We start from the raw sequence: 26163 nt of genomic DNA, 5'->3' as shown, positions 1-26163 counted from the left end.
GCCAGTTCAGCGGATGGTATCGCCAATCCGGGTGTAGTCAAACGCCCCGGAGCAGAACCAGCCCTCGCAGTTGAGCCAGACCACGAAGGCCTTGCCCACCAGGTTCTCCTCGGGCACGAAACCCCACCAGCGGCTGTCCTCGCTGCGGTCGCGGTTGTCGCCCATGGCGAAGAAATGGCCCTCCGGCACCACCCACTCGCCCTCGGCGCGGGGGTTGGAGAAGCGGCTTTCCTCGAGGATCAGGTGCTTGCGGCCCTCGCCCAGGTCCACCTCGTACTGGGTGGCGCCGGTCATGGCCCGACCCTGGCCACTGCCGATGTAGACCCCGGCGGCCTGCTTGGCCACCGGCTGGCCGTTCACCAGCAGCGTCTGGTCGCGAAACGCGATGCGGTCGCCCGGCAGGCCAACGATGCGCTTGATGTAGTCGGTGCCGGCGCGTTCGTCCTCCGGGCTGTAACCCGGGTAGCGGAACACCACCACGTCGCCGCGGGCCGGCGAGCCCATCTCGATGATCTTGGTGTTGGCCACCGGCAGGCGGATGCCATAGGTGAACTTGTTGACCAGGATGAAGTCGCCCACCAGCAGGGTCGGCATCATCGAGCTCGACGGGATGCGGAAGGGCTCGGCCAGGAAGCTGCGCAGCACCAGCACGATGAAGATGATCGGGAACAGCTGGCGGGCGTAGTCCACCAGCACCGGCTCGGCGACTTCCTCGCCTTCGGCCTGCATCAGCCGGCGCTTGGGCGCGAAGGCCAGTCGGTCGACCAGCCAGACGAGGCCGGTGACGGCCGAAAGGACGGTCAGGATCAGGGCAAGGTCGATTTTCACGCGTCGGGAATCCTCGCGGCGGGGGCCGCTTACTTGTTGTCCACCTGGAGCACGGCGAGGAAGGCCTCCTGCGGGATTTCCACCCGGCCGACCTGCTTCATGCGCTTCTTGCCTTCCTTCTGCTTCTCCAGGAGCTTCTTCTTGCGGGTGGCGTCGCCGCCGTAGCACTTGGCCAGCACGTTCTTGCGCATCGCCTTGACCGTGGAGCGCGCGATGATCTGCGAACCGACGGCCGCCTGGATGGCCACGTCGAACATCTGGCGCGGGATCAGCTCGCGCATCTTCTCGCACAGGTCGCGGCCGCGCCGGTCGGCATGGCTGCGGTGCACGATGAGCGAGAGCGCATCGACCTTGTCGCCGTTGATCAGCGTGTCCACGCGCACGAACGGGCCGGCCTCGAAGCGCTGGAAGTGGTAGTCGAGCGAGGCGTAGCCGCGCGAGACCGACTTGAGGCGATCGAAGAAGTCGAGCACCACTTCGGCCATCGGCAGCTCGTAGCTGATCTGCACCTGCGAACCGAGGTAGGTGATGCCGATCTGGGAGCCGCGCTTCTCCTCGCACAGCTTGATCACGTTGCCCACGTAGTCGGGCGGCGTGAGGATGTTGGCGCGGATGATCGGCTCGCGGATTTCCTCGATCTTGTTCACCGCCGGCAGCTTGGCCGGGTTGTCGAGCGAAAGGATGGAGCCGTCGGTGAGCAGGACCTCGTAGATGACGGTGGGCGCGGTGGTGATGAGGTTGAGGTCGTACTCACGCTCGAGGCGCTCCTGCACGATCTCCATGTGCAGCATGCCCAGGAAGCCGCAGCGGAAGCCGAAGCCCATGGCCTCCGAGCTTTCCGGCTCGAAGCGCAGCGCGGCGTCGTTGAGCTTGAGCTTCTCCAGCGCCTCGCGAAGCGCCGGGTAGTCCTCGGCGTCCACCGGGAACAGGCCGGCGAACACGCGCGGCTGCATTTCCTGGAAGCCCGGCAGCGGGGACGGGGCCGGGTCGCTGGCCAGGGTGAGCGTGTCGCCCACCGGCGCGCCGTGCACGTCCTTGATGGACGCGGTGATCCAGCCCACTTCGCCGGCGCCCAGCTTGGGCAGCACCTTGCGCTTGGGCGTGAACACGCCGACCGAGTCCACCTGGTGGGTGCGGCCGGTGGACATGACCAGCATCTTGTCGCCCGGCTTGATCTCGCCCTGCATCACGCGCACCAGCGAGACCACGCCCAGGTAGTTGTCGAACCACGAGTCGATGATCAGCGCCTGCAGCTTGTCGGTGTCGCGCGGCTTAGGCGGCGGGATGCGCTTGACGATGGCCTCGAGCACGTCCTCGACGTTCAGGCCGGTCTTGGCGCTGATGGCCACGGCGTCCTCGGCGTCGATGCCGATGACGGCCTCGATTTCCTTCTTCACGCGCTCGGTGTCGGCCGTGGGCAGGTCGATCTTGTTGAGCACCGGCACCACTTCCAGGCCCTGCTCGACCGCGGTGTAGCAGTTGGCCACCGACTGCGCCTCGACGCCCTGGGCGGCGTCGACCACCAGCAGCGCGCCCTCGCAGGCGGCCAGCGAGCGGCTGACCTCGTAGCTGAAGTCGACGTGGCCGGGGGTGTCGATGAAGTTGAACTGGTAGGTGACGCCGTCCTTCGCGGTATAGGGCAGCGTGACCGACTGGGCCTTGATGGTGATGCCGCGCTCGCGCTCGATCGGGTTCGAGTCGAGCACCTGGGCTTCCATCTCGCGCGCCTGCAGGCCGCCGCAGATCTGGATGATGCGGTCGGCGAGCGTGGACTTGCCGTGGTCCACGTGGGCGATGATGGAGAAATTGCGGATGTGCTGCATGCGGGGGCGGTCGGATTACCGGTTCGTGGTCGTAAACGGGCCATTATCGCACAGCCCCCGCGGGCCGGCCCGCCGGGGCCGGCCGCGGGACGGGTTCAGCGCAGCACGAAGCTCACGAAGCCGGTCGAGCGGGCATTGCGCACCAGCAGCCGGACCTCGTCGCCGGCCTTGAGGTCCTGGGTGGCGGCCCGGAAATCGGCCACCGAGCCCACGTCCCGGCGCCCCACCCTCAGCACCACGTCGCCGGGCGAGAGCCCGGCCTGGCGGGCGGCCAGGCCCGAGACCCTGGCCACCAGCACGCCCTCGCCCGCCTGAAGGCCCATGGCCGAGCGCGCGGCGGCGTCGAGCGCCTCGACCTCCAGGCCGATCGGATTGGCGGCCGGGGCCTGGGCCGGCGCGTCGGCCGGGGCCGGCGCCTGCGCCATGGCCAGCGCCATCAGGGTGACGACGATTTCACGCGGCTTGCCGTCGCGCTGCACCGTCACCGTGGCGCGGGTGCCGGGCGGCAGCGCGCCGACGATGGGCGGCAGTTCGGACGAGCCGCCGATTTCGCGGCCGTTGAAGGCCGTGATGACGTCCCCCGGGCGGATGCCTGCGCGGGCCGCGGCCGACCCGTTCTCGACGCCATCGACGAAGGCGCCGGCCGGGCGGTCGAGGCCGAGTTCGGCGAGCTGGTCGCGGCTCACGTCGCGGATGCGCACGCCGAGCTGGCCGCGCTCGACCCGGCCGGTCTCGCGCAGCTGGCGCACGGCGTTCATGGCCACCTCGATGGGGATGGCGAAGCTCACGCCCATGTAGCCGCCCGAGTTGGAGAAGATCTGCGAATTGATGCCCACCACCTCGCCGCGGGTGTTGAGCAGCGGGCCGCCGGAATTGCCGCGGTTGATGGCGACGTCGGTCTGGATGAAAGGCACGTACTGCTGGCTCGGGTCGGCCGAGCGGCGGCCGACGCCGCTGACCACGCCGGCGGTGACCGAATGTTCGAAGCCGAAGGGCGAGCCGATGGCCAGCACCCACTGGCCGGGCTTGAGGCGGCGCGAGTCGCCGACCCGCAGCACCGGCAGGCCGCGCGCGCCGACCTTGAGCAGGGCCACGTCGGACAGCGGGTCGCTGCCCACCAGCGTGGCCTCGAACTCGCGGCGGTCGCTCAGGCGCACGATGATGCGGTCGGCGCCGTTGACGACGTGGTGGTTGGTGAGCACGTAGCCATCGGCGGAAATCACGAAGCCGCTGCCCTGCGAGGTGCCGCGGCGCGGCGCGCGATCGGGCCCGCCGGGCGGGCCCGGCATCCCGGGCAGGCCGAAGTGGCGGCGGAAATATTCCTGCAGCTCCTCGGGCATGTCCTCGGGCAGCTGCGGGCCGGACTGCGCCGCGGCGCCGCGCGCCGTGCGCGGGATGCTGGCCTCGATGTTGACGACGGCCGGGCCGGTGGCCTCGACCAGGCGGGTGAAATCGGGAAGGTTGACCATCGGCGCCGGCTCGGCCGCCGGGGCCTGCGCCATCAGGACCGGCGACGCCAGCGCCAGGGCCAGGAGCAGCGCGCGGGGGAACAGTGACTTCATGGGTTCAGGACTCCGTCGTGTTCTCTCGGGTTTCGTCCGCACCGGCGGGCGTGAGCAACGGACCGGGCAGGCGGGGCTTTGAGAACCGCGCCGCCAGGAAAGTTCCCAGCACCAATCCCGCGAGGCTGAGTGCGTCGGCATGAAAATCCAGTGCACGCCCCAGCGCCTGCCCCGCCGCCGCGCCCGCGAGCAGGCCCAGCAGCACGCGGCCGTAACCGCGCCAGGCCGCACGACGCAGCGCGCCATCGTCCATCGCAAGGCGCAGCCGCTGGCCGGGCGGGTGCACCGCATCGGACGGCACTTCGAGTTCGACCACGCCGTCGTTGCCGGCGAAAAGACTGCAGCGTCCGCCGCAGCCGCCGACGCAGCCTTCGCAGGCGCTGCCGAGCAGGCGCAGGCTCAGGCGCCCGTCGGTGCATTGCAGCACTTCGGCGTCGCGCTCAGCCACCGGGCGGCACCGGGCGCACCGTGCGCGCGAAGTGCTCCACCGTGGCCGGCGGCACCTTGCCCAGCGCCAGTACCTGCCAGCCATCGAGCCAGAACGAGCGCGCGTGCACTGCGCCGCGCTGCTGGCTCAGGCTGCCGCGCAGGGCGTTGGCGACTGGCTCGACATAAACCGACACGCTGGCCAGGCCATCGCCGTAGAGAAGATGCGCGCCGCCGCCCGGCAGCGGCCGCGCGGCGCGCAGGCGGAAGCCCGGCGGCGGCGCCGGCACCCGCCAGGCCACGTCGCCGTTGCCGGCCGGCGGCGGGCCGGCGACGCGCTGCAGCGGCGCACCGGACGAAGGTCGCAGGTCGGCTTCGTCGGGCGCCACGCCCAGCTGCAGTTCGGTGAAGGCCACCTGCTCCACCACGCGGCCGCCGCGGTCGAGCAGGTCCACGCGCAGCGGCAGCGCGCTTTCGCGCTCGAGCCAGAGCCGGTAGCCATAACGCCAGGCGTCATCGGCCAGCACTTCCACGCGCACCGCGGCGTGCCCGGCGACGCGGCCCTCGCCGGCGAGGCGGGCGCGATAGCCGGTGAGACCGGCGGCCTCGGACAGCGCCAGCGCCACGCTCCAGCGTCCGGCCTGGTCGAGGTCGTAGGCCACCGCGGGCTCGCCGGCACCGATGGACATCACGCGCTGGCCGTCGCGGATGACTTCGCGCGGCGGGCCGCTCAGCGCCACCAGGCGCTCGCGGTCGCCGCCGGCGGCATGGAATACCCGCAGGGTCTCGACGCGGCCTTCGGCCACCACCACCAGCGTGCCCTGGTAATCGAGCCCGCGCAGGGCCGGGCCGACACGCGCCAGCCAGTCACCGGCCTCGTCGGCCAGGGCCGCGAGCGGCAGCCACAGCAGCAGGAAGATCGATGCAGCGAGGCGGCGGGCGGTCACCGCTCGTCGCGCTCCGGCGAAGGCGCCGCCTCCGTGCGCTCGTCGTGGGCGACGACGTCGACGTAGGGCATGAAGCCCCCGACGCCATCACCACCGATCAGGGCGTTGTGGCGCACCAGGTAGGACTCGATCGCCCGCGGATCGCGGGCCACCGGCGAACGCGGCCAGGGGCGCGCCACCGGCTCCTGCCCCAGGGCCAGGCCCTCGACCGGCAGCGGCAGCGGCGAAACCGGGGCCACCGGCGCGATCTCCAGCGGCGGCGGCGCCGGCCGCGCCACCAGGCCCGGGTTGGCCGGCGGCAGCGCCGGCGCGGAATCGCGCCCGAGCAGGCCGGGCAGCAGTGCCAGCGACAGCGCCGCCGCCACCGCGCCGGCGGCCCAGGGCCAGCGGCGCCGCGCCGGCCGCGGCCCGGCGGCGACCGCCACGGCGATGTCGCCGGCCAGCGAGTCGGGCATCAGCCGCAGCGGCTGGCCGCGCAGCCCGGCGGAGGCGAGCTGCCAGCGCTCGTAATGTGCGCGCAGCGCCGGGTCGCCGGCCAGGCGACGCTCGAGGAAGCGGGCCTGGTCGGGCGGCAATTCGCCGTCCATCCAGGCGCTCAGGTCCTCGAGCAGTTTCGGATCGGGCTGGCTCATGGGCGCACTCGCTCTTTGTCCATCAGGGGGCGCAGGCGGGCGTCGATGGCCTCGCGGGCGCGGAAGATGCGCGAACGGACCGTACCGATCGGGCAGTTCATCAGCTGCGCGATTTCCTCGTAGCTCAGGCCGTCCACCTCGCGCAGGGTGATGGCCTGGCGCAGTTCCTCGGGCAGGCCGGCCACGGTGTCGGTGACGGCCTGCTCGACTTCCTCGCGCAGCAGGTGGTTCTCGGGGGTGTCGTGGTCGTGCAGGCGGCCGGCGCCGGCATGGTGCTCGGCGTCCTCGGCCGCGATGTCGGCGGTCGGGGGGCGGCGCTTGGCGGCGACGAGGTGGCTCTTGGCGGTGTTCACGGCGATCCGGTAGAGCCAGGTGTAGAACTGGGCGTCGCCACGGAAGTTCGCCAGCGCCCGGTAGGCGCGGATGAAGGCTTCCTGGACGATGTCCTGGGCCTCGGCGTGGTCGGGCACGAACCGGTACACCACGGCGCCGATCCGGTGCTGGTACTTGCGCACCAGCAGGTCGAAAGCCGAGTTGTCGCCTGCCTGCACACGCTTGACGAGCGCCAGGTCCAGTTGATCTTCGCCCATCCGGGCCGCTGCTCCTGCGGCCATCCGGGCCGCTACGTGGACATCCAGGGCCGGGGAAAGTTCCGGCCGGCGCATCGCCGGCGTTGACCCCCCGGGGCCTGCCCCGGATGATACGGACTTCCTTCCCTACCCTGACGTATGGAGCCCGCCATGTTCGACGGACTTCGCCTCGCCCACTGGCAGGCCGACCTGCGCGCCGACCGCATCCTGGTGCTCACCCTCAACCGCGCCGACCAGGGCGTGAACGCGCTCTCGCGCGCCGTGCTCGACGAACTCGAGTCCATGCTCGAGCGCATCGCGCTGGAACTGCCCAAGGGCCTGGTGATCATTTCCGGCAAGGCCGCGGGTTTCATCCCGGGCGCCGACATCAAGGGCTTCGGCGACATCGCCGCCAAGGGCCAGACCGAGGCCTGGATCCGCCACGGCCAGCTGGTGTTCCAGAAGCTGGCCGAGCTGCGCTGCCCCACCGTAGCCGCCATCCACGGCCACTGCATGGGCGGCGGCACCGAACTGGCGCTGGCCTGCCGCTACCGCGTGGCCAGCCGCGACGACAAGACCCGCATCGGCCTGCCCGAGGTCAAGCTGGGCATCTTCCCCGGCTGGGGCGGCAGCGTGCGCGCCCCGCGCCTGCTGGGCGCGCCGGCGGCGATGGACCTGATGCTCACCGGCCGCAGCCTCTCTGCCTCGGCCGCCAAGGCCATGGGCCTGGTCGACCGCGTCGTCGAGCCGGCCGTGCTGCTCGACGAGGCCGTGAAGCTGGCCCAGCGCGGCGCCCAGCGCCCGTTCAAGCAGCGCTTCCTGGCCTGGGCCACCAACACCGGCCTGGCCCGCGCCATCCTCGCGCCCCAGATGAGCAAGCAGGTCGCCCGAAAGGCGCGCAAGGAGCACTACCCCGCCCCGTTCGCGCTGATCGACACCTGGCGCCGCAGCGGCGGCCTGCCGGTGCACGCGGCGCTGAAGGCCGAAGCCAGGGCCGTGGTGAAACTCGCCGGCGGCCCCACCGCCTACAACCTGGTGCGGGTGTTCTTCCTGATGGACCGGCTCAAGTCGCTGGGCGGGAAAGACCATGGCATCCAGAAGGTGCACGTCATCGGCGCCGGCGTGATGGGCGGCGACATCGCCGCCTGGTGCGCGCTGCGCGGCTTCGAGGTGACGCTGCAGGACCGCGAGATGCAGTACATCCAGCCGGCGCTGGACCGCGCCGCCAAGCTGTTCGAGAAGAAGGTCAAGGACGAGGCCAAGCGCGCCGCCACCGCCGCGCGCCTGAAGGCCGACGTCGAGGGCGCGGGCGTGGCCGGGGCCGACCTGGTGATCGAGGCGATCTTCGAGAACCTCGAGGCCAAGCAGGCGCTGTTCGCCAAGGTCGAGGAGACGCTCAAGCCCGGCGCGCTGCTGGTCTCGAACACGTCCTCGATCGCGCTTGAGAAGCTGCGCGAGGGCCGCAAGGACCCGGCGCGCTTCGCCGGCCTGCACTACTTCAACCCGGTGGCGCTGATGCCGCTGGTGGAAATCGTCCGCCACGACGGCATGGACGCCGAGACCGAGCGCCGCCTGGCGGCCTTCTGCAAGGCCATCGACAAGCTGCCGGTGCCGGTGGCGGGCACGCCGGGCTTCCTGGTCAACCGCATCCTGGCGCCCTACATGCAGGAGGCCATCGTGGCCTTCGCCGAGGGCATCCCGGGCCCGGTGATCGACAAGGCGGCGCTGAAGTTCGGCATGCCGATGGGGCCGATCGAGCTGGTGGACACGGTGGGCCTGGACGTGGCCGCGAGCGTGGGCAAGATCATGGCCGACTTCCACGGCCAGGCCCTGCCCGACGCGTTCAAGGTCGAGCCGGGCAAGCGCGGCAAGAAGGACGGCCAGGGCCTGTACAAGTGGGAGAACGGCAAGCCCGTGAAGCCGGAGGTGCCGAAGGACTACAGGGCCCCCGAGGACCTCGAGGACCGGCTGGTGCTGCCGCTGCTCAACGAGGCGGTCAGCTGCCTGCACGACGGCGTGGTCTCCGACGCCGACCTGCTCGACGCCGGCGTGATCTTCGGCACGGGCTTCGCGCCTTTCCGCGGCGGCCCGATCCAGCACATCCGCAGCGTCGGCGCCGCCAAGCTCAAGGCGCGCCTCGAAGAACTCGCCGCCAGGCACGGCGACCGCTTCAAACCCCGCCCCGGCTGGGACGCCCTCTGACCCCCAACGCCCTCCCCCGGTAGGAGCGCCTTCAGGCGCGAATCTTTTGCTTTTTTTACCCGTGCGCCGGGAACGATCCCGGCTCTACGAAACCCCAAGGCGAGAATCCTCGGGCCTGAAGGCCCTCCCAAAAGCGCGAAAAGATTCGCGCCTGAAGGCGCTCCTACAGGGGTGGTGCGGGTGGGCTCAGCCGCCCCAGGCCTTGAAGTTGAGGAACTCGCGGCGGGTGCGGGGGCCGTAGGTGAGGAAGCTGGGGTCGGGGGCGTTGCGGTAGTTCTCGCGGGCGCGGGCGACGGCGTCGCGGCCCAGGTGCTGGTCGAGCACGTCGCGGGCCACCGGGTAGAGCTTGAGCGCGTTGAGGCCGAAGATCTTGGCGCGGATCGCCGGCGTGATCTCCGGATAGCCGTGCTTCTCGCGCAGTTCCGGGCTGATCTGGAAGGTGCGGAAGGCCTGGATCTGGTCCTGCGGGCTGCCGTACCAGATCGAGTCGGTGCCCCAGAGGATGTTGTCCTCACCCAGGTACTTGAGCAGCTTGCCCAGCGCATGCGCCGCCGAATCCGGGTCGCGCATCAGGAAGCGCCAGGTCGAGCCCAGCTCGGCGTAGACGTTGCTGCCCTTGCCCAGCCCCGCCGCCAGCACCGACGAGACCAGCGAGTCGATGCCGTCCGTGCGCGCCGGATCATAGGGGCCTTCGGGTTTGTCGGTGACGAAGCCCGAGTGGTAGATCAGGAAGTTCACGTCCGGGAAGCGCTTGCCCACGCGGCCGATGTCGGCGCAGGTGCTGTATTCGTAGCTGCGCGGCCCGAAGGGCAGGCCCTTGTGGATGGCGATGTTGCGCACGTCGAGCCGGCGCGCGTTTTCGATCATCGCCAGGCCGGCGTCGTCGTCCATCCAGAAGCCGCTTTCGCCGTTCGGGCCCCACTGCGTGTAGGTCTTCCAGGCGCTGATCCGGAACTGCGTCGCCAGGCGTTCCATGTCCTCGAGGTCGCCGGCCTGGTTCGGGTTCACGCGCCCGTGCAGGAACAGTCGGTGCGTGCCCTGCATCGTCTCGACGATGGCCGCCGTGGCTGCGGCCTCCTCGATGGTCAGCGGCTCGCCCTCGCGGGTCGAGGGCACGAAGCTGAGCACCATCAGCGAGGTGTCTGAGTCCAGGAAGATGTCGCGCAGGAAGGCGTCCGGGCCGAAGCACTGCAGGCGGTCGAGGTTGCCGCCCAGCTGCGCCGCCGCGCAGCCCTCGGCCGGGAAACCGCCCAGCGGGCGCGCGCCCTCGGGCAACCGGCGCGTCCACGCACCGGTGGGATTCACGAAGTGGCCCTGCACGTCGAAGATGAACTCGCGGCCCGAGACGCTGGCCTCGGCCGCCGCCGGCTCCAGCGCCGCTTCCGGCGGCACGTCGAAATAACCGCCGCGCTTGCCGGCCGCGGCATAGGCCGCGTTCATCGCCAGCAGCGAGCTGGCCGCGCCGCAGGCGGACACCAGGAAATCGCGACGGCCGATGCCCAGGCGCCGCGCATTCAGGCCTGCCTGCTCGGCCGCCAGCGCATTGGCCTGGTGGTGCTCGGGCCCAAGCGGCACCGGCATGAACTCGCCATTGCTGGTCGAGTCGAGCTTGATCGGCAGGCGGCTGCCGTCCGGGTCGTTGCGCTGGCTCATGGCGGGGCTCCCCTGGAACGAAGTCCGATGCTAGCCCCGCCGGGCCTTAAGGCGGCGTGGACGCCGACGCTAACGGCAGCCGTCGAGCCGCAGCGTCTGCCCGGCGCGGATGACGTAGGGCGAGCGCAGGCCGTTGGCGCGGGCCAGGGCCTCGGCGCTGCGGCAGCCGTTGCGGCGGGCGATGCCATGCAGGGTGTCGCCGGACTTCACGCGGTAGCTGCGACCCGCGGCGCCGCCCGCCGCGGGCGGGCGCGTGGCGGTCGCGGGAACGGTGGGTTTGCTGGCGGCCATCAGCTGCACCGCCTGCTCCGCGCGCGGGCCGGTGACGCAGTGGCGCTGGTACTCGGGCGGCACCGCCACCGGCACGCGCAGCTCGGTGCCCGCGGCGATCGGCAGGTGCGGCTCGTAGCGCGGGTTGAGGTTGCGCAGCGCGCGGAAATAACCCTCGCGCGGGCCGCCCAGGCAGATCGCGAGCTGGTAGATCGAGGCCGGTGCCTGCAGCTTGAGCACGGTCGCGGCGCCATCGACCTGCGGGAACTGCAGGCCGTACTCCTCCGGGTGCAGGAACAGCCAGGCCGCGGCCAGCACGTAGGGCACGTAGTCGCGGGTCTCGGGCGGCAGCTGGCCGTAGACGTCCGGGTGCCAGAACGACTTGCCGCCAGCCGCGCGCTTGAGCCGCAGCGCACGGCCCTCGCCGCCGTTGTAGGCGGCCACGGCGAACTCGAGGTCGTCGCCCAGCTCGGCGAAGCGCTCGTTGAAGTACAGCACGCTGGCGCGCGAAGCCAGCTGCGGGTCGTAGCGGGTGTCGAAACCGTCGCGCCAGCCCAGGCCGAAACGCGCACCGGTGGCCGGCATGAACTGCATCGGGCCGGCGGCGCCGGCGCGCGAGACCGCATGCACGCGGCCGTTGGATTCCTTGGCCAGGATGCCGAACAGCAGCGCCTCGGGCAGGCCCGCCTGCTCGTACTCGGGCCACATCAAAAAGCGCATCTGCTGGTAGTTCTCCCAGCTGGTGATCAGCTGCGGGCGCATCCAGGTCAGCCACTCGGCCAGGGCCGCGCGCACCGGCTCGTTGAGCTCGATCACCTCGCGCAGGTCGCGGCCGCGCAGCATCGCCACCGGGCGCGCCGACGCGGGCATGGCGCCGAGCACCGGCGAGGCCTCGTCGGCCGGGCGCACGCCGTCGGTGGGCGTGGTGAAGCCTTCGCCGCCGCCCGCCAGGCCGGCGCCTTCCTGCACCAGCGCGTCGTAGGCGGCCAGGAAGCGCGACGTGTCGCAGCCGCGCGTGCCGCCGCAGCGGCGCGCGGCTTCCAGCAGCGTCGCCGAAGCTTCGCGGATGGTTTCGCGGCCCTGCACCGCCTCGCCGCGGCCGAGCTCGGCCAGGCCTTCGCGGAACTGGTCGCTGGCGGCTTCGAGCTGGTCGTAGAGCTTCTGGGCGTTGGCCGGCACGCGGCGGGCTTCGGCGGGGAGAGTCAGCGCCAGGGCGGCGCAAAGGACCAGCAGGAGTGAGGGACGCATCGGGACCTTCCGGAAAACAGGCCGGCAGACTAGCGAGGCCAGCGCCGCCGCGGCAAGCGCCGGCCGCCCTGCCCTGCGGCTAGAATCGGGCCAGACCCCGCGGAGCCCACCCTCAATGAGCGACATCCTGATCGGCAAGGGCGACCAGCCCGTCCACCTGCTCGGCAAGTACGGCAACCGCCACGGCCTGGTCGCCGGCGCCACCGGCACCGGCAAGTCGGTGACCCTGATGGTGATGGCCGAGGGCTTCTCGCGCCTGGGCGTGCCGGTGGTGATGGCCGACGTGAAGGGCGACATCGCCGGCCTGGCCATGCCGGGCGCGATGAACGACCGGATCGCCGCCCGCGTGCAGCAGATCGGCCTCGAAGGCTACGCCAACGAGGCCAGCCCGGTGGTGTTCTGGGACCTCTACGGCAAGCTCGGCCACCCGCTGCGCACGACGGTGTCCGAGGTCGGGCCGGCGCTGATGTCGCGCATGCTCGAGCTCAACGACACCCAGTCGGGCGTGATGGACATCGCCTTCAAGCTGGCCGACGACAACGGCCTGCTGCTGCTCGACCTCGACGACCTGCGCGCCCTGCTCAACTTCACCACCGAGAACAAGGCCGAGGTGTCCCAGCGCTACGGCCTGGTCAGCCCGCAGTCGGTGGCGGCGATCCAGCGCGCCCTGCTGCGGCTCGAGCAGGATGGCGGCAAGCAGTTCTTCGGCGAACCCGCCCTGCAGCTGTCCGACCTGATGCGCCAGGACATGTCCGGCCGCGGCGTGATCAACCTCATCGCCGCCGACCAGCTCATCCTGCGCCCGCGCCTGTATTCGAGCTTCCTGCTGTGGCTGCTGAGCGAGCTGTTCGAGACCCTGCCCGAAGTCGGCGACCTGGACGTGCCCAAGCTGGTGTTCTTCTTCGACGAAGCGCACCTGCTGTTCAACGACTGCCCGCCGGCGCTGAAACAGCGCGTCGAGCAGGTGGTGCGCCTGATCCGCTCCAAGGGCGTGGGCATCTACTTCTGCTCGCAAAACCCCGACGACATCCCCGACGAGGTGCTGGGCCAGCTGGGCAACCGCGTGCAGCACGCGCTGCGCGCCTTCACGCCGCGCGACCAGAAGGCCGTGCGCGCCGCCGCCGAGACCTTCGTGCAGAACCCGAAGGTGGACGTGGCCAGGGCCATCGGCGAGCTGGGCGTGGGCGAGGCCCTGGTGTCGATGCTGATGGCCAAGGCCGTGCCGATGCCGGTGGAGCGGGCCATCATCAGCCCGCCGCGCTGCCGCATGGGCGCGATCACCGACGAGGAGCGCGCGACGGTGCGCTCGCGCAGCCCCGTGGGCGGCAAGTACGACACGCCGGTGAACCGCGAATCGGCCTTCGAGATGCTGGCCAAACGCGCCGAACAGGCCGCCGCGCCCGACGCCCCGGCACCGGGCGCGCCGGCCGGAAAGGCACCTGCCGAGGCACCGCGCTCGAAGATGGACGAGTTCCTCTGGGGCACCAAGCGCCGCCAGGGCGCGGTGGAAGCCGCGGCCAAATCGGCCACACGCACCGTCGCCAACGGGCTGGGCCGGCAGCTGCTTCGCGGCATCCTGGGCGGGCTCCTGGGCGGCAAGCGCTGAGGGGGACAGGTGCAATTTCGAGGGGCAGGGGAAACTCCCGTGGGGAGTTTCCCCTGCCCCTCGAAATTGCACCTGTCCCCGTTGCGACTAGCGGCCGCCGCCTCCGCCGCCGCCACCACCACCGCCCGAGGAGCCGCCGCCCCCGCCGCCCGAGCTCGAGCCCGGCGGCGTGGCCGAGGACGAGATCTGCGAGCTCAGGGCGCTGCCCAGCGACTGGCTCATCGCGCCCAGGGTGGCCATCGAGCCCGGCGAGCCGCGGTACCAGCCCATCGAGCGTGCGGTCTGCTCGGCCTGGACGGCACCCACCGCGGCGGTGAAATGTTTCGTCCACGCCTCCTCGACTTCCAGCGCCAGCGCGTAGGGCAGCAGCGCCTGGTAGCGCTCCGGGTCGGGCGATGGCGCCTCGGGGCCGCCGGGTCGCGCCAGGCGCGCCAGCTCGTCACGCTCGGCCACTCCCAGGTAGAGGCGCAGGCCCTCGATCTCGTCGAGCAGCTTGCGGCCCTGCGCCGTCGGCGCCTTCATCAGCCAGCCGAACACGCCGTGCAGCACGAGCGTGAGCAACAGCAACACGATGATCAGGGGAATGCCAGCGCCGCCGGACACCAGGAAGGCCAGCGCGCCGTAGCCGAAGGAAAACAGCCAGCCCCAGAACAGCGGCCAGCCGTTGCGCTTGAAGAAGGCCGGGTGCATGCGCTTGTCGAGCGCCTTGAGGTGGTGCATGCGCGCGCCGCCGATGGCCGAGGCGTTGGTGTTCTTGAGCTCGATGCGCGGCGCCGACTTGAACAGCTTCTCGAGCACGGCGCGCTGGCCGGCCGCGCGCGGCGGCTCGGCGGCGGCCAGGCGCTCTAGCGTCCATTCCTTCTTGGCCGACTGTTCGATGGCGAGCTGGCCGTGCACGGCCAGGTCGACCACGTCGGCGGCGAAGCAGCGGTCGGAATAGGCCTGCTTCCACAGGTAGCGCAGTTCGCCCGGCGAGAAATCCGCCGGCGCCTCGTAGCGCGGGAAGATCGAGCCCGGCGCCGGGTCGCGGCCCACGCGGTGCCAGCTGCGCAGGTACCAGGGGAACAGCAGCAGCAGGCCGGCCAGCGCCACCAGCACGCCGCCGTTGTCGCGCAGCAGCCAGGCCAGGCGCTGGGCACGGGTGGGCTCGGCGACCAGGCCCTTGGGGAAGCCGACGACGATGGTCAGGCCCTCGTAGGAGCCCAAGGCTCGCGTGCTGCGGAACTCGGCCACGCCGGGTTCCGGCGAGCGCGCGGCGTAATCGCGGCCCTGCAGGCCCGACGCGCCCGTGTAGGCCTCGAGCCGCAGCTCGTCGGACGGCACCGGCGCCGGCAGCGTGACGCGCGCACTCGCCTGCTCGATGGTGAAGTCCCAGCCCAGGCCGGTGACGTTCCAGTACAGCTCGTCATGGCCATCGAAGAAGCCCAGCTGGCGCGAAGTGCGGTAGCGGATGGCGAAGGTGATGTCGGCCGGCACCGGCAGGAAGTCGTCGTTGCCGGTGTTCACCCGCACGCCGTTGGACTGGCGCTCGGTGAACCAGGGCTCCGGACGGCCGTCGCGCTCGACGCCGAGCACGTCGAAGTCCACGACGTAGCGGTTGCCAGCCGCGTCCTTGTAGCGGGTCGGGAAGTCGCGGTAGATGCCGCGGCGGATGCGCTGGCCCTCGGCGCGCACGGTGATGCGCTCGGTCACCTCCATGCCGCCGTCGGCCTGCACGACGATGTCGGCGTGGTAGGCCAGGATGCGCTCCTGGCCCGCGGCGCCGGCCGCCGCCAGCACGAGGCCCAGCGCCGCCAGTGCCCGCAGCCAGCGGCTCACGGGCCCAGCCCCAGCGTCGGCGCCGGCCGCGCGGCGTCGTCGGCCTCGTAGAACTCGGCCTCGCCAAAACCGAAGGCGCGCGCGACCACCAGGTCGGGGAAGCGCTGCACGCCGTCGTTGTTGGCGCGCACGGCGCCGTTGTAGAAGCGCCGGGCGTACTGCAGGTGGTCCTCGACCTGCACCAGGTCGCGCTGGAGCTGCATGAAGTTCTCGCTGGCCTTGAGGTCCGGGTAGGCCTCGTTGAGCAGCACGATCCGGCCCAGTCCGGCCTCCAGCTCGCGCTCCACCGCCGCCAGCGCCGCCGGCGACTGCGTGGCCATGGCGCGCGCACGCAGCTCGGTGACGTTCTCCAGCAGCGCCTTCTCGTGCCCGGCAAAGGCGCGCACGGCCTCCACCAGGCGCGGCACCAGGTCGTGCCGGCGCATCAGCTGCACGTCGATGTCGCTCCAGCCGGCCCGCACCTGGTTGCGCAGGCGCACCAGCCGGTTGAAGGCCAGCACCGCCCACAACGCCAGCGCCGCCAGCAGCACCAAGCCAAGGAAAATCGCCATCGCCCCCTCCCCCGGGATGTCCGGCTCCATTATCCACGCCGGGCCGGCGGCGCGGGCGGCCGCCCGGCCGGGTCGGTTATAGTCGGCCGCCCCGGGGCCCGCGCGTCCCGGGAAGGCACACTACGGAGAGTTGAATGGAAGCCACGACGCCCACCAAGCGCAGCCTGATGGACCGTTTCCTGACCATCGTCGAGCGCGGCGGCAACGCCCTGCCCCATCCGGCGACCCTGTTCGCGCTGCTTGCCCTGCTTGTGGTGCTGGCCTCATGGCTGGCCTCGGTGGCCGGCCTGAGCGTGGCGCACCCGGCCAGCGGCGAGCTGGTGACCCCGGTGAACCTGCTGAGCATCGAGGGCCTGCACCGCATGCTCACCGGCGCCGTGACCAACTTCACCGGCTTCGCCCCGCTGGGCGTGGTGCTGGTGGCCCTGATCGGCATCGGCGTGGCCGAGCACAGCGGCCTGATCGGCGCCTCGCTGCGCATGCTGGTGCTCGCGGCCCCGCGCGTGCTGCTGACCCCGGTGCTGGTGTTCGCCGGCGTGATGTCGAACATGGCCAGCGAGATCGGCTACGTGCTGCTGGTGCCGCTGGGCGCGCTGATCTTCATCTCCGCCGGGCGCCACCCGATCCTGGGCATGGCGGCGGTGTTCGCCGGCGTTTCGGGCGGTTATTCGGCCAACCTGCTGATCGGCACCATCGACCCGCTGCTCTCGGGCCTGTCGCAGGAAGCCGCGCGCATCGTCGACGCCGACTACACGGTCAGCCCGCTGGCGAACTGGTACTTCATGATCGTCTCGACCCCGGTGATCACCCTGCTGGGCTGGTTCGTCACCGAGAAGATCGTGGCCCCGCGCTTCGCCGGCTCGCCCACGCCGACGCTGACCCTGGCCGAGGGCGCCAAGCCCGACGACCAGCGCCTGAGCCCGGCCGAGCGCCGCGGCATGCTCTACGCCGGCGTGACGGTGCTGGTCTTCACCCTGCTGGTGTTCTGGGGCGGCTACCCGGCGGCCGGCGCCAGCTTCGAGGCCTGGGGCACCACCGTGAACCTGCCGCAGCTCCCCGGCTCCGGCTTCCTGCTCGATGCCAGGCAGGACATCCTGCGCTCGCCGCTGCTCAGCGGCGTGGTGGTGATCATCTTCCTCTACGGCGTGCTGGCCGGCATCGCCTTCGGCGTGGGCGCGGGCACCATCAAGTCCGACAACGACGTCATCAAGGGCATGTCGGCCTCGATGGCCACGCTCGGCGGCTACCTGGTGCTGGTGTTCTTCGCGGCCCAGTTCGTGGCCTTCTTCAACTGGACCCAGCTGGGCCTGATCTTCGCGGTCGAGGGCGCCGACTTCCTCAAGACGCTCGGCCTGCCGACCATCCCGCTGTTCATCTGCTTCATCCTGCTCACGGCGATCGTGAACCTGTTCATGGGCTCGGCCTCGGCCAAGTGGGCGCTGATGGCGCCGGTGTTCATCCCGATGTTCATGCTGCTGGGCTATTCGCCCGAGATGACCCAGGTGGCCTACCGCGTCGGCGACAGCGTCACCAACATCATCTCGCCGATGATGAGCTACTTCGCCCTGATCATCGCCTTCTTCCAGCGCTACGAGCCCAAGGCCGGCATCGGCACCCTGGTGGCGACGATGCTGCCCTACTCGATGGTGTTCCTGGTCGGCTGGAGCGCGATGTTCGGCGTGTGGATCTGGCTGGAACTGCCGATCGGCCCGGATTCGCCGCTGCACTACATCCCGGCGGCGCCCGCCGCGGGCTGAGCCATGGCGCGCTGGCGGCCGCCGGGCGAGAAGTCCACGGCGATCATCACCCGCGAGGGTTTCGCGCGGCTGCGCGCCGAGCTCGACGAGCTCTGGCGCCTGCGCCGGCCCGAGGTGGTCAGGGCCCTGGCCGCTGCCGCGGCCGAGGGCGACCGCAGCGAGAACGCCGAGTACACCTACCGCAAGAAGCAGCTGGGCGAGATCGACCGCCGCGTGCGTTACCTGAGCAAACGGCTCGAGGTGCTGAAGGTGCCCGAGGGCCGGCCCGCGGACGCGGAGGCGGTGTTCTTCGGCGCCTGGATCGAGATCGAGCACTGCGACAGCGGCGACACCGCCCGCTACCGCATCGTCGGCCCGGACGAGACCGACGCGAAGGCCGGCCACATCAGCGTCGATTCACCGCTGGCGCGGGCGCTGCTGCGCAAGCGCCTCGACGACGAGGTCGAGGTGCAGCTGCCGTCGGGGCCGGCGCGGTACGTCATCGTTTCCGTCGAATACGACGGATAGGAAAGGCAGGGGACGGAGGTAATTTGCCCGGCGGGTTCGGTGGCAATTGCCCTGGTGTTGGCGGGCAAATTACCTCCGTCCCCCGGGGTCAGTCCTCGTCGTCGCCGACCAGGCCGAACAGGTCGTGCTCGTCGCTGCCCATGATGCGCACGTCGCAGAAATCACCCGGCTTCAGGCCCGCCGCGGCGCCGTCCTGGATCTGCACCAGGCCGTCGATTTCCGGGGCATCGGCCATGGAGCGGGCGATGGCCAGCTCGCCGTCGATGGCGTCCACCAGGCAGCGCTGCACCGTGCCGACCTTGCGCTCGAGCTTTTCGGTGCTGATGTCGGCCTGCAGCGCCATGAAGCGCGCCAGGCGCTCCTGCTTGACGTCCTCCGGCACCGGGTCGGGCAACGCATTGGCCGCCGCGCCCTCCACCGGCGAGTAGGCGAAGGCGCCCACGCGGTCGAGCTCGGCCTGGTCGATGAAGGCCAGCAGCTCCTCGAAGTCGTCCTCGGTCTCGCCGGGGAAGCCGACGATGAAGGTGCTGCGGATGGTGATCTCGGGGCAGATCGAACGCCAGCGCTGGATGCGCTCGAGGGTCTTGTCCACCGCGCCCGGTCGCTTCATCGGCTTGAGGATGCGCGGGCTGGCGTGCTGGAACGGGATGTCGAGGTAGGGCAGCAGCCTGCCCTCGGCCATCAGCGGGATGATGTCGTCCACGTGCGGGTACGGATACACGTAATGCAGGCGGTTCCAGGTACCCAGCTCGGCCAGGCCTTCGCACAGTGCCTTCATGCGCGTCTGGTACTGCTTGCCGCGCCATTCGCGCCCGGCGTATTTCAGGTCCACGCCATAGGCGCTGGTGTCCTGCGACACCACCAGCAGCTCGCGCACGCCGCCTCGGGCGAGCTTCTCGGCCTCGCGCAGCACCTCGTCCACCGGCCGCGAGACCAGGTCGCCGCGCATCGACGGGATGATGCAGAAGCTGCAGCGGTGGTTGCAGCCCTCGGAAATCTTCAGGTAGGCGTAGTGCTTGGGGGTCAGCTTCAGGCCGTAGTCCGGCACCAGGTCCAGGAACGGGTCGTGCCTGGGCGGCAGGGCCGCGTGCACGGCGTTCATGACGCTGGCGTAGTCCTGCGGGCCGCTGATGGACAGCACGCCGGGGTGCGCCTCGCGGATCTGCTCGGGGCGCTTGCCCAGGCAGCCGGTGACGATGACCTTGCCGTTCTCGGCCAGGGCCTCGCCGATGGCGTCCAGGCTCTCGGCCACGGCCGAGTCGATGAAGCCGCAGGTGTTGACCACCACCACGTCGGCGGCGTCGTAGCTGGGCACGATCTCGTAGCCCTCGACCCGTAGCTGGGTCAGAATGCGTTCGGAGTCAACGAGGGCCTTCGGGCAGCCGAGGCTGACGAAGCCCACCTTGGGCTGGCTGGCGGACATGGGCGTGGGGTCGGGACGGGGGCGCGGATTATACCCCTCCCGGGCGCCCCGGCCGGTGTAGGCTAGCCAGCGGGGACAGCCGCTTCCGGGGAAACGCGCATGGGCCAGACGATCTCCATCTCCACCCGCCACGGCCGCATTTCCGGCTGGCAGGCCAAGCCACACAACAAGCCGCGCGGCGCCCTGATCGTCGTCCAGGAAATCTTCGGGGTGAACCCGCACATCCGGCAGGTCACGGACCGGCTGGCCAATTACGGCTACCTGGCGGTGGCGCCGGCGCTTTTCGACCTGGTGCATCCGGGCACGGAATTGGGCTACGACGAGGCCGGCGTGGCCCGCGGCCGCGAGGTGGCCGAGGAACTGGGCTTCAACGGCGCCCTCGATGGCGTGCGCGGCGCCTACGACCTGCTCGAGGCCGAGCACCGCGTCGGCGTCATCGGCTTTTGCTGGGGCGGCTCGGTGGCCTACCTGGCCAACACCCGCCTGGGCCTGCCGGCGGTGAGCTATTACGGCGGCCGCACCGTGCCCCTGCTCCACGAGCGCCCCAAGGCGCCGCTGATGCTGCACTTCGGCGAAAACGACCCGCTCATCCCGCCCGAGGACGTGCAGAAACACCGCGACGCCCTGTCCTCGGCCGAAATCCACGTCTGGCCGGGCGCCGGCCACGGCTTCAACTGCGACCAGCGCGCCGACTACAACGAGGACATCGCCAAACAGGCCCTCGAGCGCACCCTGGCCTTCTTCCAGAAGACGCTGCGCTGAGCATGGCCGACGGGTTCACGATCGACCCGCGCCTGGCGGGCGACACGGTGCTGGTGGCCGAGGGCCCGCTGAGCCAGCTGCGGCTGGTGGACGACGCGCGCTTCCCCTGGCTGGTGCTGGTGCCGCGGGTGCCGGGCGCCGAGGAATGGATCGACCTCTCCGGCGACCAGCAGCGCCTGCTGCTGGCCGAGATCAACCTCGCCGGGCGCCTGCTGCGCGGGCTGGGGCCGGTGCACAAGCTCAACATCGGCGCCCTGGGCAATATCGTGCGCCAGCTGCACGTGCACGTGCTGGCGCGCCAGGAGGGCGATGCCGCCTGGCCGGGGCCCGTCTGGGGCGCCGGCCAGCGCCAACCCTACGTGGCCAGCGTGCGTGATGCGCTGGTATCGTCGCTCAGGCACGGCCTGGACACGTTCCCGGGCCCCTGACCCGGAGCCGCCATGAAGTCCAACCTCGTCCCCGCCGTCATCCTGATCGTGCTCGGCGCCCTGCTGCTGGCCAACAACCTCATCCCCGAGTTCCGCATCTGGCGGATGCTGCTCGACTGGTGGCCGGTGGTGCTGATCGTGCTGGGCGTGAACCTGCTGCTCAAGAAATCCTGAGGGCCCGCCTCAGGTGCGCGGCAGCGTGACCCCGGTCTGGCCCTGGTACTTGCCGCCGCGGTCCTTGTAGCTGGTTTCGCAGACTTCGTCGGACTGGAAGAACAGCATCTGGGCCACGCCCTCGCCGGCGTAGATCTTGGCCGGCAGCGGCGTGGTGTTGCTGAATTCGAGCGTCACGTGGCCCTCCCACTCGGGCTCGAGCGGCGTGACGTTGACGATGATGCCGCAGCGCGCATAGGTGCTCTTGCCCAGGCAGACCACCAGGGTGTCGCGCGGGATGCGGAAGAACTCCACCGTGCGCGCCAGCGCGAAGGAGTTGGGCGGGATGATGCACACGTCCGACTCGACGTCGACGAAACTCGACGGATCGAAGGCCTTGGGGTCGACGATGGTCGAGTTGATGTTGGTGAAGATCTTGAACTCGCGCGCGCAGCGCACGTCGTAGCCGTAGCTCGATGTGCCGTAGCTGACGATGCGGTGGCCGTCGGCGGCGTGCTTGACCTGCCCCGGCTCGAACGGCTCGATCATGCCGTGCTGCTCGGCCATGCGGCGGATCCACTTGTCGGACTTGATGCTCATGCGGTTTCGGGCTCGGGGGCGAAAGGCGGGATTCTAGCGGCTTAGCCGCCGCGGCAGGCGGCTCAGGTGTTGGAGATGACGATGTTGGGCAGCGAGCGGTTGCGCGCCTGCAGCGACAGCTGGGCGGCGGCGCGGCGGGCGATGTCGCGGTAGGCCAGCGACAGCGCCGAGTCCGGGTCGGCCGCCACGGTGGGCGCGCCCGAATCGGCCTGCTCGCGGATGCGGATGTCCAGCGGCAGCGAGCCCAGCAGGGGCACGCCGTACCGGGCGGCCATGCGCTCGCCGCCGCCGGCGCCGAACACGTGCTCGGCGTGGCCGCAGTTCGAGCACACGTGCACGGCCATGTTCTCGACGATGCCCAGCACCGGCACCTCGACCTTGTTGAACATCTGCAGGGCCTTGCGCGCGTCGAGCGTGGCGATGTCCTGGGGCGTGGTGACGATGACCGCGCCCGAGACCGGGATGCGCTGCGAGAGGGTGAGCTGGATGTCGCCCGTGCCCGGCGGCAGGTCGATCACCAGGTAGTCCAGGCCCTCCCAGCGGGTGTCGCCCAGCAGCTGCTGCAGGGCCTGGGTGACCATCGGGCCGCGCCAGATCATCGGCGTGTCCTCGCCCACCAGCAGGCCGATCGACATGGCCTGCAGGCCGTGGTTGCGCTTGGGCTCGATGGTCTTGCCGTCCGGGCTGTCCGGGCGCCCCTGCAGGCCCAGCATCTTCGGGATGGATGGGCCATAGATGTCGGCGTCGAGCACGCCCACGGTGGCGCCCTCGGCCTGCAGGGCCAGGGCCAGGTTCACCGCGGTCGTGGACTTGCCCACGCCGCCCTTGCCCGAGGCCACGGCGATGATGTTGCGCACGTTCGGCAGCGGGGTCAGGTCCTTCTGCACCTTGTGGGCCTGGACCCGGGAGGCCACCGAGACGGTGACCCGGCCGGCGCCGGGCAGGGCCGACAGGCGTTCGCGCACGGCCGCCGCCAGGGCCTCGTGCCAGCCCCGTGCCGGGTAGCCCAGGACGATGTCGACGGCGACATCCGCCCCGTCCAGGCCGATTCCCCGCACGCAGCCCAGCGCAACCAGCCCCCGGCCCGCGTGCGGGTCGACCACCTCGTCCAGGGCGGCGCGCACGGCGGCTTCGTTCAAAGGCATTACAAGCTCCTGTTTCAAATAGAAATTTTCTGGCCGCGGGGACCGGCCTGTTCAGCTTTGCGAGCCGGGGGGCGAGGCCTGTTCAATACGGCCCCGGCATGTGTTACGTTCCGGTTAAGGCTGAACCCGGGGTTCAGGTTGGGCCTTCAACGCTGACAAGCAGAACCACACAACTACATGACCATTCTAGGGGGTCAAATGACTACTGCTCCAATCGCTGGCTATCGCCGTTCGGTGCTGGCCCGCTCCCTTGCGCTCGCCCTGACCCTGCCGATGGCCTTCAGCGCCGTCGCCCAGGACAGCCAGGATGAGGACGAGAAGGAGGAAACCACTACTTCTTCCTCCCAGACCACCACGCTCGACGCCGTCGAGGTCGTGGGTTCGCGCATCAAGCGCGCCGAGGTCGAAGGCCCGTCGCCGGTCATCGTGATTTCCCGCGATGATTTCGAGCGCGAAGGCTTCAAGACCGTCGGCGACGCCCTGCAGACGCTGACCCAGAACTCGACCGCCAACTTCACCGGCGACCTCGGCGTCACGGGCTTCACCCCGAACGCCCAGGTGGTCAACCTGCGCAGCCTCGGCCCGCAGTACACCCTGACCCTGATCAACGGCCGTCGCCCGGCCCAGTACCCGCAGCCGTACAACCGCGACAACAACGTGGTGAACCTGCGCGCCATCCCGTCCTCGATCGTCGAGCGCGTGGAGATCCTGACCGGCGGCGCCTCGGCCATCTACGGTTCGGACGCCATCTCCGGCGTGGTGAACGTGGTGCTGCGCCAGAACTACGACGGCCAGCTGGTCCGCCTGCAGGTCGGCACCACCGACGAAGGCGGCGGCGACTCGGCCGTGTTCGAGTTCTCGGGCGGCGCCACGGGCGACCGCTGGAGCGCCACCTACGCCTTCCAGGCGGGTTACCAGGAGCCGGTGTTCGCTTCGCAGCGCGACTTCCTCGCCGACACCCGCAATGGTCCGCTGGGTCTCCTGACGAACCCCGGCCTTGCGCTGTTCGTGGGCGCTTTCAACACCGCCAACGGCCAGCCCACCACGTCGATCTACTACCCCGGCCAGGCGGTCTGCGACCAGTTCGGCTACACCACGGTGACCACCCCCGCGCGCGGCACCTACTGCGGCGGCTTCACCCAGCCGGGCTCGCGCACGATTTCGAACAAGAACGAGTTCTACAGCGGCTACGGCTACGCCACCTTCGACATCAACGACGACCTGCGCGTCTTTGGTTCGGTGAACTTCTACGACAGCCAGGCGGCCGCCAGCTCGGGCACCGAGTTCTGGTCCACCTCCGGCGACCAGTTCCTGCTGACCGCCACCGGCGCCCGCGTCAACGGTTACTATGACTCGGGCTTCGGTCGCTTCACCTTCCTGCAGCGCGTGTTCAACCCGTTCGAGCTGGGCGGCGCCGACGCGGCCACCACCCTGTTCGACGAGTTTACCTACGACGTCAGCGCCGGCCTGTCCGGCGTGTTCGGCGAGCGCTTCGACTGGGAGGCCACCGTCGCCTACTCGAAGTACGACTACACCGCCGACCGCCCGCGCCTGCTGTCGCAGGCCATGCATGACTACTTCCTTGGTCCGCTGCTGGGTTTCCAGGCCGCGCCCAACGGTGTCCTGTATCCGGTCTACAACCTCAACGAAGCCCGTTGGAACGCCCCGATCACTCCTGAGTTCTACCGCTCGGTCTCCACGCGCGCTGTGAACGAGGGTGATGCCGAGTCGACCACCGCGAACTTCGTCGTCACCGGCGACCTGTTCGAGATGCCGGCCGGTGCCGTGGGCTTCGCTGGCGTGTTCGAGTGGGGCCGCCAGGCCGTGGACCTGCGCTCCGACCCGCGCACCCTGCCGACCCGCCCGATCGACAGCCAGACGATCTACAACCTGACCAGCTCGGGTCGCACCGTCGGCGAGCGTGACCGCTACGCCCTGGGCGCCGAGTTCCGCATCCCGCTGCTCGAGTCGCTGACCGCCAACCTGGCGGCCCGCTACGACAAGTACGACGACATCACGGAAGTCGACGACGCCGTTACCACGATGGCTTCGCTCGAGTGGCGTCCGCTTGAGCGCCTGCTGCTGCGTGCCAACTACAGCACCAGCTTCCGCGCGCCGGACATGCAGCTGGTCTACGCCGAGGGCGCCGGTTCGTTCTCGGGCATCCTTGACCAGTACGCCTGCCGCGCCGGCGTCGGCGTCGCCCTGGGCCTCGGCCCGCGCAACGTGGCCACCTGCGATGGCGTGCCGGGCGACCCGACCAAGTACACCGCGCAGACCCTGATCGCGGGCAACCCGCTGCTCAAGGAAGAGGAAGGCACCTCCTGGGGCGCCGGCTTCGTGTGGGACATCATCGACGGCATGTCGCTGACGGTCGACTACTACCGCATCGAGCTCGAAGACCAGGCCATCCAGCTGAGCGCCGCGTTCCTGCTCTCGAACGAGGCCAACTGCCGCCTCGGCGTGCGCAGCAACGGCCAGCCGTTCGAGTTCGCCTCGGACTCGGCCTTCTGCCAGAACATCTACAACCTCGTCGTTCGCCAGGGCGGCACCTCGGACGGCTCGATCCTCCGTCTGAACCAGGCCTACATCAACGCCGCGCTGTCCGACACCAGCGGTATTGATGCGACCTTCCGCTACACCTGGGACACCGATCGTCTGGGCCGCTTCGGCGTGGACCTCGGTTGGTCGCTCGTCCTGACCGACCGGTTCAAGCAGTTCGACACCGACCCGCTGATCGACTTCCGCGATTCGCTCGACCTCGATGCCCGCAGCCGCGCCCGCGGTTCGGTCAGCTGGAGCAAGGGCGACTGGAGCACCACCGTGTTCGGCACCCGCATCGGCACCAACGGCAACAACGCCGGTCGCGACTTCACCAACGCGGCCGGTGGCTTCTCGGGCCGTCGCCTGCAGCCGTACATGACCTACAACTGGCAGGTCGGCAAGCAGTTCGGCGAGAACACCTCGGCGACGTTCACCGTCATCAACGTGCTGAACAACCAGCGCCGCGAGGACGCGAGCTTCACCGGCTACCCGTTCTACCAGGCCTTCGTCGGTGCCGATCCGCTGGGCCGTCGCTTCAACCTGAGCATCTCGCACCGCTTCTGATAGCGAGATCCAGCGTCACCCTTGGAGCCCGGCGAAAGCCGGGCTCTTTTTTGGTTCTTCTCCCAACTGAGGGGAGTGGCGCACGGCCGACCCGGTAGATTTGTTGGTGTCTAAGCAGCAAATCGGGGCCGGCCGTGGCCGACGG

At 70.3% G+C, this 26163-nt stretch carries 22 protein-coding genes; 8 read left to right on the top strand and 14 right to left on the bottom strand.

Annotated features, from left to right (window positions below):
- Positions 1-6: 6 nt before the first annotated feature.
- The 7 genes from lepB to rpoE all read right to left on the bottom strand — a co-directional run bounded on the left by lepB (position 7) and on the right by rpoE (position 6808).
- Complete coding sequence (gene lepB / locus ABS41_RS00110; RefSeq protein ID WP_290588633.1) at positions 7-828, bottom strand: signal peptidase I; 822 nt, start codon at positions 826-828, stop codon at positions 7-9.
- Positions 829-857: 29 nt separating this feature from the next.
- Positions 858-2651: a translation elongation factor 4 gene (gene lepA / locus ABS41_RS00105; RefSeq protein ID WP_290588630.1), complete on the bottom strand. Its 1794-nt coding sequence runs from the start codon at positions 2649-2651 to the stop codon at positions 858-860.
- Between the two features lie 95 nt (positions 2652-2746).
- Positions 2747-4213, bottom strand: a complete 1467-nt coding sequence (locus ABS41_RS00100) for a Do family serine endopeptidase (RefSeq protein ID WP_290588627.1) — start codon at positions 4211-4213, stop codon at positions 2747-2749.
- Positions 4214-4217: 4 nt separating this feature from the next.
- Positions 4218-4661, bottom strand: coding sequence for a SoxR reducing system RseC family protein (locus ABS41_RS00095; protein WP_290588624.1), 444 nt, complete (start codon positions 4659-4661; stop codon positions 4218-4220).
- The gene (locus ABS41_RS00090) at positions 4654-5586 is read right to left on the bottom strand and encodes a MucB/RseB C-terminal domain-containing protein (RefSeq protein ID WP_290588620.1); all 933 of its coding nucleotides are present in this window, start codon (positions 5584-5586) and stop codon (positions 4654-4656) included. The genes ABS41_RS00095 and ABS41_RS00090 overlap by 8 nt, the downstream gene beginning before the upstream one ends.
- Entirely contained in the window at positions 5583-6218 is a 636-nt protein-coding gene (locus ABS41_RS00085) for a sigma-E factor negative regulatory protein (RefSeq protein WP_290588616.1), read from the bottom strand. Before ABS41_RS00085 ends, ABS41_RS00090 begins: the two co-directional genes overlap by 4 nt.
- Positions 6215-6808, bottom strand: coding sequence for an RNA polymerase sigma factor RpoE (gene rpoE / locus ABS41_RS00080; RefSeq protein ID WP_290588613.1), 594 nt, complete (start codon positions 6806-6808; stop codon positions 6215-6217). The genes ABS41_RS00085 and rpoE overlap by 4 nt, the downstream gene beginning before the upstream one ends.
- A 138-nt stretch (positions 6809-6946) precedes the next feature.
- Here rpoE and ABS41_RS00075 point away from each other — a divergent pair, with 138 nt between their 5' ends.
- A complete protein-coding gene (locus ABS41_RS00075; RefSeq protein ID WP_290588611.1) occupies positions 6947-8989 on the top strand; it encodes a 3-hydroxyacyl-CoA dehydrogenase NAD-binding domain-containing protein in 2043 nt (680 codons plus the stop codon).
- A 186-nt stretch (positions 8990-9175) separates the two neighbouring features.
- Here ABS41_RS00075 and ABS41_RS00070 read toward each other — a convergent pair whose 3' ends face one another.
- Together ABS41_RS00070 and ABS41_RS00065 are read right to left on the bottom strand one after the other, a co-directional pair.
- The gene (locus ABS41_RS00070; protein ID WP_290588608.1) at positions 9176-10642 is read right to left on the bottom strand and encodes an amidohydrolase family protein; all 1467 of its coding nucleotides are present in this window, start codon (positions 10640-10642) and stop codon (positions 9176-9178) included.
- Between the two features lie 69 nt (positions 10643-10711).
- Positions 10712-12160, bottom strand: coding sequence for a transglycosylase SLT domain-containing protein (locus ABS41_RS00065; RefSeq protein WP_290588605.1), 1449 nt, complete (start codon positions 12158-12160; stop codon positions 10712-10714).
- 115 nt (positions 12161-12275) lie between these two features.
- Between ABS41_RS00065 and ABS41_RS00060 the strand changes: the two genes are divergently transcribed.
- Positions 12276-13766 (top strand): helicase HerA-like domain-containing protein, encoded by a 1491-nt coding sequence (locus ABS41_RS00060; protein WP_290588601.1) that lies wholly within the window; start codon positions 12276-12278, stop codon positions 13764-13766.
- A gap of 87 nt (positions 13767-13853) precedes the next feature.
- On the opposite strand, the gene ABS41_RS00055 is transcribed toward ABS41_RS00060, so the two are convergent.
- Both ABS41_RS00055 and ABS41_RS00050 read right to left on the bottom strand, forming a co-directional pair.
- Positions 13854-15584, bottom strand: a complete 1731-nt coding sequence (locus tag ABS41_RS00055; RefSeq protein ID WP_290588599.1) for a DUF2207 domain-containing protein — start codon at positions 15582-15584, stop codon at positions 13854-13856.
- On the bottom strand, positions 15581-16135 hold the full coding sequence (locus ABS41_RS00050) for a LemA family protein (protein ID WP_290588594.1): 555 nt from the start codon (positions 16133-16135) through the stop codon (positions 15581-15583). The genes ABS41_RS00055 and ABS41_RS00050 overlap by 4 nt, the downstream gene beginning before the upstream one ends.
- 134 nt (positions 16136-16269) lie before the next feature.
- On the opposite strand from ABS41_RS00050, the gene ABS41_RS00045 reads away from it, so the two are divergent.
- Together ABS41_RS00045 and greB are read left to right on the top strand one after the other, a co-directional pair.
- Positions 16270-17892, top strand: coding sequence for an AbgT family transporter (locus ABS41_RS00045; protein WP_290588591.1), 1623 nt, complete (start codon positions 16270-16272; stop codon positions 17890-17892).
- Positions 17893-17895: 3 nt separating this feature from the next.
- Positions 17896-18399 carry a transcription elongation factor GreB gene (greB, locus tag ABS41_RS00040; protein ID WP_290588588.1) on the top strand — a complete coding sequence of 168 codons (504 nt, stop codon included), beginning with the start codon at positions 17896-17898 and terminating at the stop codon, positions 18397-18399.
- Between the two features lie 88 nt (positions 18400-18487).
- Here greB and rimO read toward each other — a convergent pair whose 3' ends face one another.
- The gene (gene rimO / locus ABS41_RS00035) at positions 18488-19822 is read right to left on the bottom strand and encodes a 30S ribosomal protein S12 methylthiotransferase RimO (protein ID WP_290588584.1); all 1335 of its coding nucleotides are present in this window, start codon (positions 19820-19822) and stop codon (positions 18488-18490) included.
- Positions 19823-19921: 99 nt separating this feature from the next.
- On the opposite strand from rimO, the gene ABS41_RS00030 reads away from it, so the two are divergent.
- The 3 genes from ABS41_RS00030 to ABS41_RS00020 are packed head-to-tail and all read left to right on the top strand — an operon-like array spanning position 19922 to position 21186.
- Positions 19922-20584: a dienelactone hydrolase family protein gene (locus ABS41_RS00030; RefSeq protein ID WP_290588581.1), complete on the top strand. Its 663-nt coding sequence runs from the start codon at positions 19922-19924 to the stop codon at positions 20582-20584.
- 2 nt (positions 20585-20586) lie between these two features.
- A complete protein-coding gene (locus tag ABS41_RS00025) occupies positions 20587-21012 on the top strand; it encodes an HIT family protein (RefSeq protein ID WP_290588578.1) in 426 nt (141 codons plus the stop codon).
- A 12-nt stretch (positions 21013-21024) separates the two neighbouring features.
- Positions 21025-21186 carry a DUF5668 domain-containing protein gene (locus tag ABS41_RS00020; protein ID WP_290588575.1) on the top strand — a complete coding sequence of 54 codons (162 nt, stop codon included), beginning with the start codon at positions 21025-21027 and terminating at the stop codon, positions 21184-21186.
- Positions 21187-21195: 9 nt separating this feature from the next.
- On the opposite strand, the gene dcd is transcribed toward ABS41_RS00020, so the two are convergent.
- Both dcd and apbC read right to left on the bottom strand, forming a co-directional pair.
- Positions 21196-21765: a dCTP deaminase gene (dcd, locus tag ABS41_RS00015; protein ID WP_290588572.1), complete on the bottom strand. Its 570-nt coding sequence runs from the start codon at positions 21763-21765 to the stop codon at positions 21196-21198.
- Positions 21766-21827: 62 nt separating this feature from the next.
- Positions 21828-22910 carry an iron-sulfur cluster carrier protein ApbC gene (gene apbC, locus ABS41_RS00010; protein ID WP_290588569.1) on the bottom strand — a complete coding sequence of 361 codons (1083 nt, stop codon included), beginning with the start codon at positions 22908-22910 and terminating at the stop codon, positions 21828-21830.
- Positions 22911-23108: 198 nt separating this feature from the next.
- Here apbC and ABS41_RS00005 point away from each other — a divergent pair, with 198 nt between their 5' ends.
- A complete protein-coding gene (locus tag ABS41_RS00005) occupies positions 23109-26018 on the top strand; it encodes a TonB-dependent receptor (RefSeq protein ID WP_290588566.1) in 2910 nt (969 codons plus the stop codon).
- Positions 26019-26163 lie beyond the last annotated feature (145 nt).

Source organism: Arenimonas sp. SCN 70-307 (assembly GCF_001724815.1).
Classification (GTDB): domain Bacteria; phylum Pseudomonadota; class Gammaproteobacteria; order Xanthomonadales; family Xanthomonadaceae; genus Arenimonas.
The sequence above is the reverse complement of the archived record's forward strand: the minus strand, read 5'-3'. Positions and strand labels throughout refer to the sequence as shown.